Genomic DNA, 18,041 nt, shown 5'->3' on the forward strand with positions numbered 1-18,041 from the left:
CGGCGTACGAGACCCGTGTCGAGGGCGATGACGACGAGCTGGACCAGCAGGGCGCCGGCGACCAGGGCCTGATGTTCGGCTACGCCTGCGACGACACCCCCGAGCTGATGCCGCTGCCGATCCATCTGGCCCACCGGCTCTCGCGCCGGCTGGCCGCGGTCCGCAAGAACGGCACCGTCCCCTACCTGCGCCCGGACGGCAAGACCCAGGTCACCATCGAGTACGACGGCGACAAGGCCGTACGCCTGGACACGGTGGTCGTCTCCTCGCAGCACGCCGCCGACATCGACCTGGAGGCGCTGCTGGCGCCCGACATCCGCGAGTTCGTGGTGGAGCCGGAGCTGAAGGCCCTCGCCGAGAGCGGGATCACCCTTCGCACCGAGGGCTACCGCCTCCTGGTCAACCCCACCGGCCGTTTCGAGGTCGGCGGTCCGATGGGTGACGCCGGCCTGACCGGCCGCAAGATCATCATCGACACCTACGGCGGCATGGCCCGCCACGGTGGCGGCGCCTTCTCCGGCAAGGACCCGTCCAAGGTGGACCGCTCGGCCGCCTATGCCATGCGCTGGGTCGCCAAGAACGTCGTCGCCGCCGGCCTCGCCGCGCGCTGCGAGGTCCAGGTCGCCTACGCGATCGGCAAGGCCGAGCCGGTCGGTCTGTTCGTCGAGACGTTCGGCACGGAGACCGTGCCGGTGGCGCGCATCCAGGAGGCCGTGTCCAAGGTCTTCGACCTGCGTCCGGCCGCGATCATCCGGGACCTCGACCTGCTGCGCCCGATCTACGCCCAGACGGCCGCCTACGGCCACTTCGGCCGCGAACTGCCCGACTTCACCTGGGAGCGCACCGACCGCGCCGACGACCTGCGCGCCGCCGCCCAGTCCTGAACCGCCCGGCCGCCCCGCCACCGCCGCCGCGCGCGAGACCACGTCATACGAGACCACGTCATACGAGACCGCCTCACGCGAGACCGCTTCGCACGAGACCACTTCGACGCGACACTTCGACGAGACAAGGAGCAGACCGTGCGCATCGCCGTCACGGGTTCGATCGCCACCGACCACCTCATGCAGTTCCCCGGCCGGTTCACCGATCAGCTGATAGCCGACCGCCTCGACACGGTCTCGCTGTCCTTCCTGGTGGACCATCTGGAGGTGCGCCGGGGAGGGGTCGCCGCCAACATCGCCTTCGGCCTCGGCCGGCTCGGGCTGCGCCCGCTGCTGGTGGGCGCCGTCGGAAGCGACTTCGACCCCTACCGGGCCTGGCTGGAGGAGCACGGCGTGGACACCGGATGTGTCCATGTCTCCGCCACCGCCCAGACCGCCCGCTTCATGTGCACCACCGACCTCGACCAGAACCAGATCGCCTCCTTCTACGCCGGGGCGATGGCCGAGGCCGACCGCATCTCGCTGCGCGCGGTCGCCGAGGCCGCCGAGGGGCTCGACCTGGTCGTGGTCTCGCCCAACGCGCCGGAGGCGATGGTCCGGCACACCGAGGAGGCCCGGGAACTCGCCGTACCCTTCCTCGCCGACCCCTCGCAGCAGCTGCCCCGGCTCACCCGGGAGCAGGCCCGCACCCTGGTGGACGGCGCCCGCTACCTCTTCACCAACGAGTACGAGGCCGAGCTGCTCCGCGAGCGCACCGGCTGGAGCGAGGCGGAGGTGCTGGAGCGGGTGGGGGCCTGGGTCACCACGCTCGGCCCGCGCGGTGCCCGCATCCAGCGGGTGGCCGGGCCGACGGTGGCCGTGGACGCCGTACCCGCCGAGGCCGTCGCCGACCCCACCGGTATCGGCGACGCCTTCCGCGCGGGGTTCCTCGCGGCCGTCAGCCGCGGGCTCGGCGACGAGGACGCCGCCCGGCTGGGCAGCGCCTGCGCGACGCTGGTGCTGGAGGCGGTGGGCTCGCAGGACCTGAGCCTCGCCCCGGCCGCCGTGCTCGACCGCCTGCACACGGCCTACGGAGAGTCGGTGGCCGCGCGCCTGGAGGAGCGCCTGGCGGTGGCGGTATGAGCACCGACGCCCGCCTGGCCCGGGTGGCCGCGCTGCGCGAGGCGCTCGCCACCCGGGTCGTGGTCGGCGACGGCGCCATGGGGACCATGCTGCAGGAGCAGAACCCGACGCTCGCGGACTTCCAGGAGCTGGAGGGGTGCAACGAGATCCTCAACGTGACCCGCCCCGACATCGTCCGCTCGGTCCACGAGGAGTACTTCGCGGCCGGTGTCGACTGCGTGGAGACCAACACCTTCGGCACCAATCTCTCCGCCCTCGGGGAGTACGAGATCGAGGACCGGATCCTCGAACTGGCCGAGGCGGGCGCGCGGATCGCCCGGGAGGCCGCCGACGCGTTCACCGCGCGGGACGGCCGCACCCGCTGGGTGCTCGGCTCCATCGGCCCCGGCACCAAGCTGCCCACCCTGGGCCATGTGCCCTACGGGGCGCTCCACGACGGCTATCGGCTGAACACGGCGGGGCTGATCGCGGGCGGCGCGGACGCGCTGCTGGTGGAGACCAGCCAGGACCTGCTGCAGGCGAAGGCGGCCGTCCTCGGGGCGAAACGGGCCATGGCCGAGGCCGGTCTCGTGCTGCCGCTGCTCGTCCACGTGACCGTCGAGACGACCGGGACGATGCTGGTCGGCTCGGAGATCGGCGCGGCCCTGACCGCGCTGGAGCCGCTCGGCATCGACCACATCGGCCTGAACTGCGCGACCGGCCCGGCGGAGATGAGCGAGCACCTGCGCCACCTGGCCCGCAACGCCCGGATCGGGCTGTCCTGCATGCCCAACGCGGGGCTCCCCGTGCTCACGTCCGACGGGGCGCACTACCCGCTGGCCCCGGCCGAACTGGCCGACGCGATCGAGGTGTTCGTCCGGGACTACGGCCTCGCCCTGGTCGGCGGCTGCTGCGGCACCACCCCGACACACCTGAAGGCGGTGGTGGACCGGGTGCGCGGGCGCGCCCTCACCCCGCGCAGCCCGCGGCCCGAGGCGTCGGCGGCCTCGCTGTACCAGTCGGTGCCGTTCCGGCAGGACACCTCCTATCTGGCCATCGGCGAGCGCACCAACGCCAACGGCTCGAAGAAGTTCCGCGAGGCGATGCTCGCGGCCGACTGGCAGACCTGCGTGGAGATCGCCCGGGAGCAGATCCGGGAGGGCGCGCATCTGCTGGACCTGTGCGTGGACTACGTCGGCCGGGACGGCACGGAGGACATGCGGGAGCTGGCCGGCCGGCTGGCCACCGCCTCCACGCTGCCGATCGTGCTGGACTCGACCGAGCCGAAGGTGCTGGAGGCCGGGCTGCAGATGCTCGGCGGGCGGGCGGTGCTGAACTCGGTCAACTTCGAGGACGGCGACGGCGAGGACTCCCGGTTCACCCGGATCGCCGAGCTGGCGCGGGAGTACGGCGCCGCGCTGATCGCGCTGACCATCGACGAGGAGGGCCAGGCCCGTACCGCCGAGAAGAAGGTCGCGGTCGCCGAGCGGCTGATCGAGACCCTGGGCAGCCGCCATGGCATCGCCGAGCACGACATCCTGGTGGACTGCCTCGCGTTCACGCTGGGCACCGGGCAGGAGGAGTCGCGCCGCGACGGCGTGGAGACCATCGAGGCGATCCGCGAGCTGAAGCGGCGCCACCCGGACGTGCAGACCACGCTGGGCCTGTCCAACATCTCCTTCGGCCTCGGCCCGGCCGCGCGGATCGTGCTGAACTCGGTGTTCCTCGACGAGTGCGTGGCGGCCGGACTGGACTCGGCGATCGTGCACGCGGCCAAGATCCTGCCGATGGCCCGGATCCCCGCCGAGCAGCGCGAGGCCGCCCTCGACCTGATCCACGACCGGCGCCGGGAGGGCTACGACCCGCTGCAGCGGTTCCTCGCCCTGTTCGAGGGCGCCACCGCCACCTCCCTGAGGGCGGGCAAGGCCGAGGAGCTGGCCGCGCTGCCGCTCCAGGAGCGGCTGCAGCGGCGCGTCGTCGACGGCGAGCGCACCGGTCTGGAGGCCGACCTGGACGAGGCGCTGACGGTCCGCCCGGCGCTGGAGATCGTCAACGAGGTGCTGCTGGAGGGCATGAAGACGGTCGGCGAGCTGTTCGGCTCCGGCCAGATGCAGCTGCCGTTCGTGCTGCAGTCCGCCGAGGTCATGAAGGCCGCGGTGGCCCACCTCGAACCGCACATGGAGAAGGCCGAGGACGGCCGGGGCGGGTCGGGCAAGGGCACCATCGTGCTGGCCACAGTCAAGGGCGACGTGCACGACATCGGCAAGAACCTCGTCGACATCATCCTGTCCAACAACGGCTACGACGTGGTCAACATCGGCATCAAGCAGCCGGTCTCGGCCATCGTGGAGGCGGCCCAGGAGCACCGGGCGGACGTCATCGGCATGTCGGGGCTGCTGGTGAAGTCCACGGTGATCATGAAGGAGAACCTTCAGGAACTGAACCAGCGCGGCCTGGCCGCCGACTTCCCGGTGATCCTCGGCGGTGCCGCCCTCACCCGCGCCTACGTCGAGCAGGACCTGCACGAGATCTACCGGGGCGAGGTCCGCTACGCCCGCGACGCCTTCGAGGGCCTGCGTCTGATGGACGCCCTGATGGCCGTCAAACGCGGGGTGCCCGGCGCCGCGCTGCCCGAGCTGAAACAGCGGCGGCACGCCCGCGTCGAGGTCGCCGAGCCGGCGGAGTCCACCCGGCGCTCGGACGTGAGGACGGACAACCCGGTGCCCGTCCCGCCGTTCTGGGGCGACCGCGTCGTCAAGGGGCTCTCCCTCGCCGACTACGCCTCCTGGCTGGACGAGGACGCCCTGTTCAAGGGCCAGTGGGGACTCAAGGCGGCCCGCGGCGGCGGCCCCTCCTACGAGGAGCTGGTGGAGACCGAGGGCCGGCCACGGCTGCGGATGTGGCTGGACCGGCTGCAGACCGAGGGCTGGCTGGAACCCGGTGTCGTCTACGGCTACTTCCCGGCGGTGTCCAGCGGCAACGACCTGCTGGTCCTCGGTGACGACGGCGGCGAGCACACCCGCTTCACCTTCCCCCGCCAGCGCCGCGGCCGGCGGCTGTGCCTCGCCGACTACTTCCGCCCGCAGGAGTCGGGGGAGAAGGACGTCGTCGCCTTCCAGGTGGTGACCATGGGCGCCCGTGTCTCCACGGCGGCGGCCGAGCTGTTCGCCGCCGACTCCTACCGCGAGTACGTCGAACTGCACGGGCTGTCCGTGCAGTTGGCCGAGGCCCTCGCCGAGTACTGGCACGCCCGGGTCCGCGCCGAGCTGGGCTTCTCGGGCGAGGACCCCCAGGACATGAAGGACATGTTCGCGCTCCGGTACCGCGGAGCGCGCTTCTCCCTCGGCTACGGCGCCTGCCCCGACCTGGAGGACCGCGCCAAGATCGTGGACCTGCTGCGGCCGGAGCGGATCGGCGTCCGCCTGTCGGAGGAGTTCCAGCTGGACCCGGAGCAGTCCACCGACGCCTTCGTCCTCCACCACCCCGAAGCCAAGTACTTCAACGCCCGCTGAGCCGACAGCACAGAGAGGGGACACCACCATGGTCCGGCACCAGCCGAAGCTCGGCGAGGTGATCGCCGCCGGAGACACCTCGTACTCCTTCGAGTTCTTCCCGCCCCGCAACGAACTGGCCGAGCGCCGTTTCTGGAAGGCGCTGCGCCGGGTGGAGACGGTCTCGCCGGCCTTCGTCTCCATCACCTACGGAGCCGGGGGCACCTCCCGGGACAGCACGGTGCGCATCGCCGAACGGATCGCCGCCGAGACCACGCTCACCCCCGTCGCGCACCTGACGGCCGTCGGCCACTCGCGGGCCGAACTGCGCAACATCATCGGCCAGTACGCCGAGTCCGGCATCACCAACGTGCTCGCGCTGCGCGGCGACCCGCCGGGCGACCCGAACGGAACGTGGATCCCCCACCCGCAGGGCTTCCGGCACGCGGCGGAGCTGGTGGAGATGGTCAGGTCCTGCGGCGAGTTCTCCATCGGCGTGGCCGCCTTCCCGGAGGGACACCCCCGGTCCGCCGGCCCGGAGGCCGAGCTGCGCCACTTCGTGGACAAGTGCCGGGCCGGCGCCGACTACGCGATCACCCAGATGTTCTTCCGCGTCGAGGCCTACCTGCGGCTGCGCGACCGCGTCGCCGCCGCCGGCTGCACGACCCCGATCGTCCCGGAGATCATTCCGATCACCGACCACCGGCAGCTGCGCCGCTTCGCCGCGCTCAGCGACGCCCCCCTGCCGACCGCGCTCGCCGGCCGGCTGGAACGGCACCGGGACGACCCGGCCGCCGTACGCCGGATCGGCATGGAGCACGCGCACGAGATGTGCGCGCGCCTGGTCGCCGAGGGCGCGCCCGGTCTGCACTTCATCACCCTCAACCGGGCCGAGGACGCGCTGGCGCTGCACGCGGCCGTCGCCCCGGACCGCCCCGCCCGTCACCCCGTAGGAGCCTGACGCGACGTCAGGCGGTCTTCTGGAGTCCGAGTGTCCCCCCATGAGTCCCACGAGCCCCATGAGTCCTACGAGTCCCACGAATGGTTCTCCCATGCATCGCGACATCGTCATCATCGGCGGCGGGGCCACCGCGGTCGCTGCCTTCACCCAGGTCGTACGGACGCCGGGCATCGCCTCCGTCACCACGGTCGACCCGAATCCCGTGGGCCTGGGCCATGCGTTCGGTGTCAGCGATCCGCTGCTGCTGTGCAACACCTCGGTGGACGTCACCTCCCTCCGGCCTGACGGCCCCTCCGACCTGCTCGACTATCTGAGCGCGCGCGGCTGGGCCGCCCGGCCCGAGGACTTCGTGCCGCGCTATCTCGTCGGCCACTACTGCCGCGAGCGCTATCTGAGCGGCAGGTGCGAGGCCGAGCGGCACGGCACCGCCGTCGCCCACCACCGGGCACGGGCCACCACCGTCCGTGCCACGGCGGACGGCTACCGCGTGGAACTCGACGACGGCCGCCGGCTCGCCGCCACCGATGTGCTGGTCTGCCTCGGCCTCGACCGGCCCCGGCTGCCCGAGCTGCTGCGCCCCTACGACGGCCATCCGCGCCTGCTGCCCCAGCCCTACCCCACCGGCCGCCTCCGCGCCCTGCCGGACAAGGCCGAGGTGCTGGTCCTCGGGTCCAAGCTGTCGGCCGTCGACGCCGCCCTGGTGCTGTGTGCCGACGGCCGCCGGACGGTGATGACCTCCCCCTCCGGACGGCTCCCCGCCGTCCGCACCCGGCTGTGCCGCCCCGACCGGCCGCTGCTCGACTCCCGCCGCTGGCAGCGGCTCGACCCGCGCGCCGAGGACCTCGACCGGGAGCTGACCCGGCTGCTGCTGCGGGCGATCGGCCGCGCCGGAGCCGGGCTGGGACTGCGGGCGCAGACCTCGTCGGCCGCCGTACCGGAGGAACGGCTGCGCCAGGAACTCGCCCTGGCCGCGGCCGGCCGGGTGCCCTGGCAGGACGTGATCGCCGAGGTCATCGACGCCATCAACGACTGGACCGCACCGTGGGACCCGGCCCTGCGCGCCGAGGTGCTGGGCCGCTACCGGGGACTGATGTCCCGGTACATCTCCTCGATCCCGGCCCGCAACGCCCGTCTGATCAGCGGCCATCTGGACTCCGGCCGGCTGTCGCTCGCACCCGGCTACCCCGTCGGCATCGAGCCCGTCGCGGACGACGACGGCTGGGAGGTGGAGTGGCCGGACGGCCGCCACGAGCGCTTCACCCATGTGGTGTGCGGAACCGGATTCCACACCCCGCAGCTCGACGCGGCGGCCCCGGGGGTCTACCGGATCGGCCCGTCCGTCGTCCACGACGCCGCCCCGGAGATCACCGAGGACCTGCGGCTCGTCGATCCGCACCGCGGATCCACCGAGCGGATCTGGGTGCTGGGCGCCGCCGCGCACTCGCGCACCGCCATCGTCAACTACCTGAACACGGCCGCCAAACAGGCCCAGCGGGTGGCCGCCCAGTTCACCGCGCCCGCCGTACCCGCGGTGCCCGCCGCGCCGAGCGCGCTCGCCGCCTGACACCCGCCCGAACTCCGAAAGCAGAAATCCCGTGATCGTTCTCGTCAACCCCGTCTCCACCGGCGCCGAACTGGCCCGCGCCTTCCGCGAGGAGGGCGCCGACTGCCTGCACCTGTACGAACCCGAGCTGCGCGACGCCTGGGAGACCGACCGCACCGGCCCGCCCACGCTGCTCCACCAGGACCTGCCGACCACCCTCGCGCACCTGCGCACCCTCGGCCCCACCGCGGTCGTCGCGGCCAGCGAGTACGGCGTCATCCTCGCCGACACCCTCGCCGCCGCACTGGGCCTGGACCACCACCGCCCCGAACTGATCGAGGCCCGCCGCGACAAGCAGCTGATGGTCCAGGCGCTCGAGGCCGCCGGCGTCCCGGCCGCGCGCACCGTCTCCGTGCGCACCGGCGAGGAGCTGCGCACCACGCTCGGCACATGGCAGGAGGGCTATCCGCTGATGATCAAGCCGCGCAACAGCGCGGGCAGCGACGGCTGCCGGATCTGCCACAGCCGCGAGGAGGCCGAGGAGGCGTTCCGGGCGATCGCCGCCGAGCGGAACCTGATGGGCGAGGTCAACGACGAGGTACTGGTCCAGGAGTTCCTGGCCGGCACCCAGTACATCGTCAACACCGTGAGCCTGCACGGACGTCATCTGCTCACCGAGGTCTACCGCGAGCGCATCGACCACGTCGAGGGCGCCCCGGTGCTCCGGCACATCATCTCCCGGCCCGCCCTGACCGAGGCCGAACAGGAGCTGGCCGCCTACGTCCTCGACTGCCTCGACGCACTCGGCATCCGCGAGGGCGCCGCCCACACCGAGGTCATGCTGACCCCCCGCGGACCCCGGCTGATCGAGGTCAACTCCCGTGTCATGGGCCCCTCCCTGGCGCCCGACCCGTACTTCTCGGCGCTCTCCTACAGCCAGCAGCACCTGGTGGTGGAGCGCTATCTGCGGCCCGCCGAGTTCGAGGCCCGCTTCGGCCTGCCCTACGCCCCGCCGCGCACGGTCGCCAAGGCGTTTCTGCGCCCCCACCGCGAGGGGGTCCTGAAGGCGGTGGACGGCTTGCGCGTGCTGCGCCGGCTGCCCGGCTTCCACAGCCTGGACCGGGCACCCGTCATCGGCGAGCCGGTGCGCGACCGGTATCTGACCACCGGCACCTCCGGGATCGCCTTCCTGGTCCACGAGGACGAGTCGGTGCTGCTCGACTCGCTGGCCGCGCTGCACGCCCTCGAGGACGAGGGCCGCTTCTTCCGGCTCGCCGAGGCGGAGGCGGCGCAGCCCGTACCGGAGGGTGTGAGCTGACGTGCCGACCGCCCTCATCCTGGTCTCGGTCCTGCTCCAGGCACTCGCCGACGGCTTCCTCTCCGGGCGGCTGGGCTTCGGCGGCAGCCTGCAGTTCTCCTGCATCGCCTTCGTCACCGCCACCGTGGCCTGCGGCGCGCTCCACGCGGCGCGCCGCACCCGCACGGCCCGGCGCACGGCGCCGCGCGGGCCCGGGACCGTCCGGCTCATGGCGCTGATGAACCTGGCCACCGCCGTCACGTTCCTGGGCTTCTACATCTCGCTGGCCTGGGTCCCGGCCGCGCTCGCCAGCAGCGTGCAGTCCGGGGTGGGTCCCCTCGCGGTGATCTGCACCGGCCTGGTGCGCGGCGAGGGACGGCCGGGACCGGGGAGGGTGGCCGCGGCGCTCGGCCTGCTGGTCCTGTCGGGGGCGATCGCCCTGCGGCTGGACGGCCGGGCCGGCGCCCTCGACGGCGCCACGCTCGGCGGTACGGCCCTGGTCGCGCTGTCGGGTGTCTCGGCGGCGCTCCTGGCGCGGCTGTCCCGGCAGTTGGGGCAGGCCGGTGCGGAGCCGACATGGGTCATGACCCACCGCTTCCACCTGACCTACGTCTGTGCGGGCGCCCTGCTGCTCCTCGGCGCGGGCGGCACCGCCTCCGCCGGGCCCCCGCTGCCCCTCATGGCGCTGACGGCCCTCGGCGCGGTGGCCCTGCCGCTGCTCCTGCTGCAGTTCGGACTGCAGCGCGCGGAGCCCCTGTCGGCGATGGTCCTGCTCAGCACCCTGCCCGGACTGGTCTATCTGAGCCAGGCCGTGTTCGGCGGCACCCTCGACCCGGTGACCTGCGCCCTCATCGCGCTGCTGATCGCCGTGGCGGTCCTCGCCGCCCGCCCGGACCGGCCCACCGCAGCCCCGGTCGACTCCGGGGACCCCGCCGACCGGGCGGAGACCCGAAGCCGGCAGTCCGCTTCGCTCACCTCGTCGCCACCCGCGTGAACCGCGACGCCGTGTGCAGGTCCCGCTCGATCTCACCGGCGGTGGAGCGCAGTTCGGGCAGGAGGGCGTGGACGCAGTCCTCCAGGGTGCGGCGGGCCGGGTGGGTCGCCACGTTCAGCGCGGCCACCGTGCGGCCCGTCCGGTCGCGCACCGGAACCGCGATCGACCGCAGCCCGGACTCCAGCTCCTCGTCGACGAGGGCGTAGCCCCGGGCGCGCACCTCGGCGAGCGCAGGGGACGGCGGATCGGCGTCGGCGAGGAGCACCCGGCCGAGCGAGGTCGCGGCGGCGGGCAGGCGCGCGCCCACGGTGACGTCCACGGTGAGCACCCGGCTCGTGCCCGCTCCGGCCGTGTACTGGATCTCCCCGCCGTCGGCCGTCAGCACCGCGAGCGCGGCCGGTTCGTGCACCCGGTCCGCGAGGGCGCGCAGCCGGGGCCCGGCGAGGCGGGCGAGCGTGGTGCGGGACAGGGGCGGGAAGCCGAGGTCCAGGACGCGCGGGGTGAGGGTGAAGGTGCGGTCGGGGTGCGCGGTCACCAGGCCCAGGTGCTCGTGGGTGAGCAGGGCGCGCCGGGCGGTGGCCCGGCTGAGGCCGGTCGCCCGCGCCACCTCCGTCAGCGCCGGTGCCGAGCGGCCCGTACCGAAGGCGGTCAGTACGGTCAGGCCGCGGGCCAGGGACTCCACGAAGTCCCGGCCCAGTTCGTGCTTGGAGGCCGCCGTCCAGGTCGCGAGGCCCGACGGCGCCGGCCCCGGCTCGGGCGGCGGTGCCGTGCGCAGTTCGGCCTCCATCGCCGCCACCGCCGTACGAAGGCGCGGCAGAAGGCTGGTGCCGAGGTCGGCCGCGGAGTGCCGGCTGGTGTGGCTGACCACGCTCGCCACGCAGGCCGGACGGCCGGTGCCGGGATCCCGCACCGGTACGGACACGGCCACCAGGCCCGGTTCGATCAGTTGGTCGTCCACCGCCCAGCCGTCCCGGCGGGCCCGCTCCACCCGGTGCGCGAAGGCGGCGTCGTCGGCGGACGCGGGCCGGGGCGGTGCGGCGGGGAAGGCCGCGCCCGCCGGGTCCGCCGCCCGGCGCGCCCGCCACCGCGCCCAGTCTTCCTCGGCCCACCCGGTCGCGAACAGCGGGCCGGGCGCCGTGCGTTCGGCCGGCAGCAGGTCGCCGATGCGGAAGCTCACCGACATCGCGCGGCGGCGGGTGGCCTGGTGGACGAAGCGGATGCCGTCCAGGTCGGGGACCGCGAGCGACACCGACTCGTCCAGCTCGTCGGCGAGGGCGTCGGCCCGGCCGCCGAGCAGCGCGGGCAGCCGCAGTGCGGCCAGATAGGCATTGCCCAGTTCCATCACGCCGGGGGTGAGGACGACGTCCCGGTCGTCGAGGCGGACGTAGCCCATGCGGGCCAGGGTCGCGGTGATCCGGTCGACCGTGGACCGGGCGAGCCCGGTGGCCCGCTCCAGCGCGCTCGGGCTCAGCGCGCCGCCCGCCTCGGTCAGCCGCCGCAGCACTGCGACCCCACGCACCAACGGCCCGACCGCTTCCCCCGCTTCACCACGGGCCTCGGCATCCAGTGCGGTCTTCGCGGGCATCGTCCCTCCGGTACGGCATACGGGCACGCCTACGGTAAACCCCCGCCGTCCGCCCGCAGACTGCCCCGGCGCCCCGCGCCCGCGGGCGCCTCGCCGCTACTTGCGCGTCACCCGCACCCGGCAGTTCCCGTCCCCGTCCGTGTCGAGCACCTCCACGGTGATGCCGTGGCGCGGGTCCTTGAAGGTCTCGCCGGAGGTGTAGGTGGCGTCGGAGAGTTCCGCCTGGACGTTGGGGCTGCGGGTGCAGCCGCCGCTGCCCGTGTGGGCGTCGAGGACGGTGACCGGACCGCGTCCGGTGTCGATCGTGCCGTCCACCTTGTAGATCAGCACGCCCGGCTGGCACACCGCCTCGTCGTTGCCGCCCTGGGCGCGCACCTCCAGCGCGTAGGCGTTCTGCGCGGTGACGGGCACGAGGACCAGCTTCCCGCCGCCGGGCTTGTACAGCGGGGTCAGCAGGTACTCGGTCTTGCCCCGCGTCGCCGCGCAGCCCACCTGGGAGCCGTCCAGCCAGCCCAGCTTCCACTTGTGCCAGCCGAGCAGATCGTTGCCGGCCCCCCAGTCCTCGCTCATGATGTCCCAGTGCCCGACCGCACCCCCGCCCTCCTGCGTGTACAGGTCGGGCAGTCCGAAGGTGTGGCCGTTCTCGTGCGGCAGCACCCGGTAGCCGGTGCGGGAGTAGGAGCCGGAGCCGTCGTCCTGCCGGGAGTAGATGAACGACGCGTTGGCGACGGGGACCCCGTCGGCGACCGGGGCGTCGCCGTTGCCGGCGAAGGTCACGGACAGGACGGTGTCCAGCGCGGAGGGGCCGGCGTTCGGGGTGACCAGGACGTTCAGCAGGTCGTACGCGTGGAAGTCCACCTTCGGGTCGGCCGCGGCCACGATGTCCTTCACCAGCCCCCGGTAGCCGGGGTCGAAGGGGGCGCCGCGCTCTATGCCGTACGCCTTGAACGGCTTCGGCATCCGCAGCCAGCCGGTGATCGGCGCCTGCGGCCGGTAGTCCAGGCGGCCGTACGACGCGGTGCGAAACCACTGCTGGGTCTGGGGAAAGAACTCGTGGAAGCGGTCCATCGCCTTGCCCTCGCCGGGGGCGTCGGAGAAGTCGACCATCAGGGTCAGGGCGTGGACCGTGCCGGTGGAGCGGGCGTAGCCGAGCGGGGTGGGCAGGCCCTCGGTCATCTGCACGTCGAGACCGCTGTGCACGGTGCAGGGGGCGAGGGCGGAGGAGCGGGCCAGGCCGATGGACCCGGCGGCGGTGGGCGCCGGCAGATGCCCGGTCCCGGCCGAGGTGCTGACCGTGAGGGTCAGCGCGGTCACCACGGCGAGAGCGGCCACCCGGCGCGGGCGTATGGGCCGGCGCGCGAGGACCGTGGACTGGGATATCGGGCGAGGCGGCTCCGGCTCCGGCTGCATGCATGGACCTCTCGCTCCACGGCAGCCCAGTCTCCGGCTGCTCCGTTGCGATCACCCTGTGTCTGTGGGGTGAGCGGCGCGCGCTGGAAGAGACCGATCGTGGGAAAGCGGGCCTGCACGCGGGTGAATCCCGGCGGGAGATGAGTGTGTCTCAGGTCACAGGGATTCTTTTCGCGGGCGGGAAATAACCGGGGAGCCCCTCCCCGTTTGGACCTGTGTCCGAGCGAAACGGGGACTGGCTCCCCGGATCGCCCTCACCGCTTCCGACTCACCACTTCCGAGGAGTCCACCGTGTCGACCGCGATCACCCCCGCACCGCGCAAGGTGCTCCGGCCCCGGGCCGACGCCGTGCGCAACCGGGAGCGGATCGTCACCGCCGCCCGCGAGATGTTCGTCGAGCACGGCCCGGATGTGCCGCTCGACGAGATCGCCCGCCGGGCCGGCGTCGGCAACGCCACGGTGTACCGCAACTTCCCCGACCGCGAGGCCCTCGTCCGCGAGGTCGTCTGCTACGTCATGGACCGCACGGCCGAGGCGGCCGAAGTGGCCCTCGCCGAGACCGGGGACGCCTTCGCCGCGCTGGAGCGCTTCGTGCACGCCTCCGCCGACGAGCGGATCAGTGCGCTGTGCCCGATGATCTCCAGCAGCTTCGACCAGAACCACCCCGACCTGCAGGCCTCGCGTGAGCGCGTCGAGCGCCTGATCGAGGAGGTCATGGGCCGGGCCGAGGAGGCCGGGCAGCTCCGGTCCGACGTCGGGGTCGGCGACCTGATGATCGTCGTGGCCCAGCTGAGCCGGCCCCCGGCCGGTACGGACTGCCTGCACGGCGACCGTTTCATCCACCGTCACCTTCAGCTGTTCCTCGACGGGTTGCGGGCACCCGCCCGCTCCGTCCTGCCGGGCACGGCCGTGACCATCGAGGAGCTGCGCGCTTCCTGACCGATGAGTTCGGCCCCGCACCACAGTCCACCAGAACGTCCGTCCGCCGCCCGTCACCGTTGACGGCTCACGTCCACCGTCTTCCGATTTTTCGCTCTACTCCCTCTTTTCAAGATCGTTCGAGATCTTTCTCGTACTTTCACGCACGTTTCCGTCACGAAGTCCCGAAGTGGGTATCCCCATGTCCGAAACAGCCCTCAAGGCTCGCGCCGCCGCACCGGCCGGCGACGCAAACCGCTGGAAAGCGCTCGTCTTCATCGCGCTCGCCCAGCTGATGGTCGTCCTCGACGCCACCATCGTGAACATCGCCCTGCCCCACGCCCAGACCGACCTCGGCATATCCGACGGCAACCGGCAGTGGGTCGTCACGGCCTACGCCCTCGCCTTCGGTGGTCTGCTGCTCTTCGGCGGCCGTATCGCCGACAAGTGGGGCCGCAAGCGCGCCTTCGTCACCGGCCTGGCCGGCTTCGCCCTCGCCTCCGCGCTCGGCGGCGCCGCCACCACCGGCCCGATGATGTTCGGCGCCCGCGCCCTCCAGGGCGTCTTCGGCGCCCTGCTCGCCCCGGCCGCGCTCTCCCTGCTCGCGGTGATGTTCACCGACGCCAAGGAGCGCGCCAAGGCCTTCGGCATCTACGGCGCCATCGCGGGCGGTGGCGGCGCCGTCGGCCTGATCCTCGGCGGTTTCCTCACCCAGTACCTGAACTGGCGCTGGACCTTCTTCGTGAACGTCCCGTTCGCCGTCGTCGCCGCGCTCGGCGCCTGGTTCGTCATCCGTGAGCCGGAGGGCGGCCGCAACCGCGCCCCGCTCGACATCCCCGGCGTGATCCTGTCCTCCCTCGGCCTGATCGCGCTCGTCTACGGCTTCACCCGCGCCGAGTCCGACGGCTGGGGCGACACCGTGACCGTCTCGATGTTCGTCGCGTCCGCGGTGCTGCTGCTCGCGTTCGTGGTCGTCGAGTCCCGCCTCAAGGCTCCGCTGCTGCCGCTGCGCGTGGTCAGCAACCGCAACCGCGGCGGCATCTACCTCTCCCTCGGCCTCGCGATCATCGGCATGTTCGGCCTGTTCCTCTTCCTGACCTACTACCTCCAGGTCGTGAAGGGCTACTCGCCGGTCAAGACCGGCTTCGCGTTCCTGCCGATGATCGCCGGCATGATCACGGGCTCCACCCAGATCGGCACCCGCCTGATGACCCGGGTCGCGCCCCGGCTGCTCATGGGCCCCGGCTTCCTGGTCGCCGGCCTCGGCATGCTGCTGCTGACCCAGCTGAAGGTCGACTCCTCGTACGGCATGCTCCTGCTGCCCGCGATGCTGCTGCTCGGCCTCGGCATGGGTACGGCGTTCATGCCGGCCATGTCCCTGGCCACCCAGGGCGTCGAGCCCCGGGACGCCGGTGTCGCCTCCGCGATGGTGAACACCTCGCAGCAGGTGGGCGGCGCGATCGGCACCGCCCTGCTGAACACCATCGCCGCGTCCGCGAAGACGTCGTACTTCAAGGACCACATCGCCGGTGCGGCCACCAAGCCGCAGCAGCAGCTGGTCGGGCTGCAGGCCATGGTGCACGGCTACAGCACCGCGATCTGGTTCGCCGTCGGCATCCTCGGGCTCGCCTCCCTGATCGCCTTCACCTTCGTCAACGCCGGCCGTCCGGGCACCACCACGGTGGCCTCCGGCGACGGTGTGGAGGACGAGGTGCCGGTGCCGGTGGTGGCCCACTGAGCCCCCGCACGGTGACCGCCCGGTGATTTAGCGGAGCCAGGGCAGGTCCGCACCCGCTTCGTTGGGCTGGAGGCCCTCGGCGACGATCTCCATGATCTCGCCGAGGGCCTTCTGCTGTTCCGGGGTGAGCCGGTCGAACATCGCCTGCCGTACGGCGTTCACATGGCCCGGCGCGGTGCGTTCGAGCACCCCGAGGCCCTCGTCGGTGAGCACCGCGAACTGGCCCCGCTTGTCGGAGGGGCAGTCCTCGCGGCGCACCCAGCCGCTCTTCTCCAGCCGCGCGATCGCGTGCGACAGCCGGGAGCGGGTGATCTTCGCCTTCATCGCCAGCTCGGTCATCCGCAGCCGGCGGCGCGGGGCCTCGGCGAGGCCGACGAGAAGGCCGTAGTAGATGTGCGGCATGCCCGCATCACGCTGCAACTGCCGGTCGAGGTGGTCCTCCAGCAGGGTGGTGGCGTGCACATAGGCGCGCCAGACGCGCTGTTCCTCGTCGGTGAGCCAGCGCGGCTGCGCGGCGGAGTCGGATGCCGTGTTCATGTGTCCCACTGTACGAGTCGGCTCCTTGAAACTTGAACAAGTGAGGCGTACGGTTCGACGAAGAACTTGAGAGTTAAAGCATCGAGGCCCGGTCGCACCGTCACGGCCATCGTCACGGCCACGGCCATCGTCACGGCCGCCGTCGCGGCGGCCACGGCCACGGTCACTGCCACCGCCTCCGGATCGGATCCATGGGAGCCGCCGTCATGTCCACCACCGCACAAGGGATACCCGCCGCCGGCGCGGGGCGGATGCCCGCCCTGTACCTCAGCCACGGCGCGCCACCGCTCGCCGACGATCCCGTCTGGCCCGGTCAGCTCGCCGCCTGGTCCGCCGGACTGCCGCGCCCCAAGGCGATCCTCATGGTCTCCGCCCACTGGGAGGAGGCCCCGCTCGCGCTCGGCTCGGTGGAGACCGTCCCGCTCGTCTACGACTTCTGGGGCTTCCCCGAGCACTACTACCGGGTGCGCTACCCCGCCCCCGGCGCCCCCGAACTGGCCGAGTCCGTCCGCAAGCTGCTGCGCGCCCCCGGAACCCCCGTCCAGGACATCCCCGACCGCGGCCTCGACCACGGCGCCTACGTCCCCCTCGTCGAGATGTTCCCGGACGCCGACGTCCCCGTCCTGCAGATCTCCCTGCCCACCCTTGACCCCCGGCGCCTGATGGACATCGGCCGCAGGCTCGCCCCGCTGCGGGACGAGGGCGTACTGATCGTCGGCTCCGGCTTCTTCACCCACAACCTCGCCGCCCTGCGCCACACCGGCGGCGGCGTGCCCAGCTGGTCCTCGGAGTTCGACGACTGGGGCCGGCGCGCCCTGGCGGCCCGCGACTGGGACGCCCTGCTGGACTTCCTGGACAAGGCCCCGGCCGGCCGCTACGCCCATCCGCGCACCGAACACTTCGCCCCGCTCTTCGTCACCATGGGCGCGGCCGAGGCGGGCGGCGAGCTGGACGCGCAGAAGTCGGTGATCGACGGGTTCTGGATGGGCATGGCGAAGCGGTCGGTGCAGTTCGGCTGACCTACAGCTCCTTCTCGTACCAGGCCACGTCCCAGTAGCGGCCGAACTTGCGGCCGACCTCGCGGTAGGTGCCGATGTGCCGGAAGCCGAAGCGGGCGTGCAGCCGCTCGGAGGCCTCGTTGGGCTGGGCGATCCCGGCGTAGGCGCGGTGCACGTCCTCGCCGGCCAGCGCCTTGAACAGGGCGTCGTAGAGCAGTGTGCCGATGGTGCGCCGGCCGGCCTCGGGTGCGACGTAGACCGAAACCTCCACCGATGTCACGTACGCGGGCTTCGGTCGGTAAGGGCTGGATGTGGCGTACCCCAGGATTCGCCGTGATTCCGCTTCCGTGGCAACCATCAGGCGGTGCGGGCCGTCTTCCGGGTGGGAGAGCAGCCAAGGACGGCGCTCCTCCGAAGTGAAGATCGCGGTATCGAATGTGATGGCCGTCTCACGTACATAGTGGTTGTAGATCGCCGTGAGGGCATCGAGGTCTCCCTCGGCTCCCGGCCTGACCTGCACCTCTGTGCACTCTGTCGGCATCCCGCCTCCCCGCGTGGCGGACAGGGTACTGCATGATCAGAAA

At 72.5% G+C, this 18,041-nt stretch carries 14 protein-coding genes; 10 read left to right on the plus strand and 4 right to left on the minus strand.

Features of this window, described 5'->3' with window-relative positions:
- The 7 genes from metK to AQI95_RS11765 all read left to right on the plus strand — a co-directional run.
- A partial coding sequence (gene metK / locus AQI95_RS11735) for a methionine adenosyltransferase (protein ID WP_067121136.1) occupies nucleotides 1-884 on the plus strand: 884 nt, incomplete at its 5' end.
- A 138-nt stretch (nucleotides 885-1,022) separates the two neighbouring features.
- Nucleotides 1,023-2,006, plus strand: a complete 984-nt coding sequence (locus AQI95_RS11740) for a carbohydrate kinase family protein (protein WP_067121138.1) — start codon at nucleotides 1,023-1,025, stop codon at nucleotides 2,004-2,006.
- Nucleotides 2,003-5,497 (plus strand): methionine synthase, encoded by a 3,495-nt coding sequence (gene metH / locus AQI95_RS11745; protein ID WP_067121140.1) that lies wholly within the window; start codon nucleotides 2,003-2,005, stop codon nucleotides 5,495-5,497. The genes AQI95_RS11740 and metH overlap by 4 nt, the downstream gene beginning before the upstream one ends.
- 28 nt (nucleotides 5,498-5,525) lie before the next feature.
- Complete coding sequence (gene metF / locus AQI95_RS11750) at nucleotides 5,526-6,437, plus strand: methylenetetrahydrofolate reductase [NAD(P)H] (protein WP_067121143.1); 912 nt, start codon at nucleotides 5,526-5,528, stop codon at nucleotides 6,435-6,437.
- Between the two features lie 91 nt (nucleotides 6,438-6,528).
- Nucleotides 6,529-8,001, plus strand: coding sequence for an FAD/NAD(P)-binding protein (locus AQI95_RS11755; protein WP_067121145.1), 1,473 nt, complete (start codon nucleotides 6,529-6,531; stop codon nucleotides 7,999-8,001).
- 31 nt (nucleotides 8,002-8,032) lie between these two features.
- Nucleotides 8,033-9,298, plus strand: coding sequence for an ATP-grasp domain-containing protein (locus AQI95_RS11760; protein WP_067121147.1), 1,266 nt, complete (start codon nucleotides 8,033-8,035; stop codon nucleotides 9,296-9,298).
- Between the two features lies 1 nt (nucleotide 9,299).
- A complete protein-coding gene (locus AQI95_RS11765; RefSeq protein WP_067121150.1) occupies nucleotides 9,300-10,271 on the plus strand; it encodes a hypothetical protein in 972 nt (323 codons plus the stop codon).
- Here AQI95_RS11765 and AQI95_RS11770 read toward each other — a convergent pair.
- Together AQI95_RS11770 and AQI95_RS11775 are read right to left on the minus strand one after the other, a co-directional pair.
- Nucleotides 10,249-11,856: an IclR family transcriptional regulator domain-containing protein gene (locus AQI95_RS11770; protein ID WP_067121152.1), complete on the minus strand. Its 1,608-nt coding sequence runs from the start codon at nucleotides 11,854-11,856 to the stop codon at nucleotides 10,249-10,251. The two genes, AQI95_RS11765 and AQI95_RS11770, sit on opposite strands and share 23 nt — an antisense overlap.
- A 96-nt stretch (nucleotides 11,857-11,952) precedes the next feature.
- Nucleotides 11,953-13,266, minus strand: a complete 1,314-nt coding sequence (locus AQI95_RS11775) for a M6 family metalloprotease domain-containing protein (protein ID WP_067121154.1) — start codon at nucleotides 13,264-13,266, stop codon at nucleotides 11,953-11,955.
- A gap of 291 nt (nucleotides 13,267-13,557) precedes the next feature.
- On the opposite strand from AQI95_RS11775, the gene AQI95_RS11780 reads away from it, so the two are divergent.
- Both AQI95_RS11780 and AQI95_RS11785 read left to right on the plus strand, forming a co-directional pair.
- Nucleotides 13,558-14,205, plus strand: coding sequence for a TetR/AcrR family transcriptional regulator (locus AQI95_RS11780; protein ID WP_067121156.1), 648 nt, complete (start codon nucleotides 13,558-13,560; stop codon nucleotides 14,203-14,205).
- 181 nt (nucleotides 14,206-14,386) lie between these two features.
- Nucleotides 14,387-15,922 carry an MFS transporter gene (locus AQI95_RS11785; RefSeq protein WP_208614143.1) on the plus strand — a complete coding sequence of 512 codons (1,536 nt, stop codon included), beginning with the start codon at nucleotides 14,387-14,389 and terminating at the stop codon, nucleotides 15,920-15,922.
- Nucleotides 15,923-15,949: 27 nt separating this feature from the next.
- Here AQI95_RS11785 and AQI95_RS11790 read toward each other — a convergent pair whose 3' ends face one another.
- Complete coding sequence (locus AQI95_RS11790) at nucleotides 15,950-16,459, minus strand: MarR family winged helix-turn-helix transcriptional regulator (protein WP_067121160.1); 510 nt, start codon at nucleotides 16,457-16,459, stop codon at nucleotides 15,950-15,952.
- A gap of 251 nt (nucleotides 16,460-16,710) precedes the next feature.
- Here AQI95_RS11790 and AQI95_RS11795 point away from each other — a divergent pair, with 251 nt between their 5' ends.
- Nucleotides 16,711-17,478, plus strand: coding sequence for a dioxygenase family protein (locus AQI95_RS11795; RefSeq protein ID WP_107121623.1), 768 nt, complete (start codon nucleotides 16,711-16,713; stop codon nucleotides 17,476-17,478).
- Between the two features lies 1 nt (nucleotide 17,479).
- Here the strand turns inward: AQI95_RS11795 and AQI95_RS11800 are convergent, their stop codons facing one another.
- Nucleotides 17,480-17,998 carry a GNAT family N-acetyltransferase gene (locus AQI95_RS11800; protein WP_067121162.1) on the minus strand — a complete coding sequence of 173 codons (519 nt, stop codon included), beginning with the start codon at nucleotides 17,996-17,998 and terminating at the stop codon, nucleotides 17,480-17,482.
- Nucleotides 17,999-18,041: the final 43 nt, after the last annotated feature.

The organism is Streptomyces yokosukanensis (assembly GCF_001514035.1).
In the GTDB taxonomy this organism is placed as follows: domain Bacteria; phylum Actinomycetota; class Actinomycetes; order Streptomycetales; family Streptomycetaceae; genus Streptomyces; species Streptomyces yokosukanensis.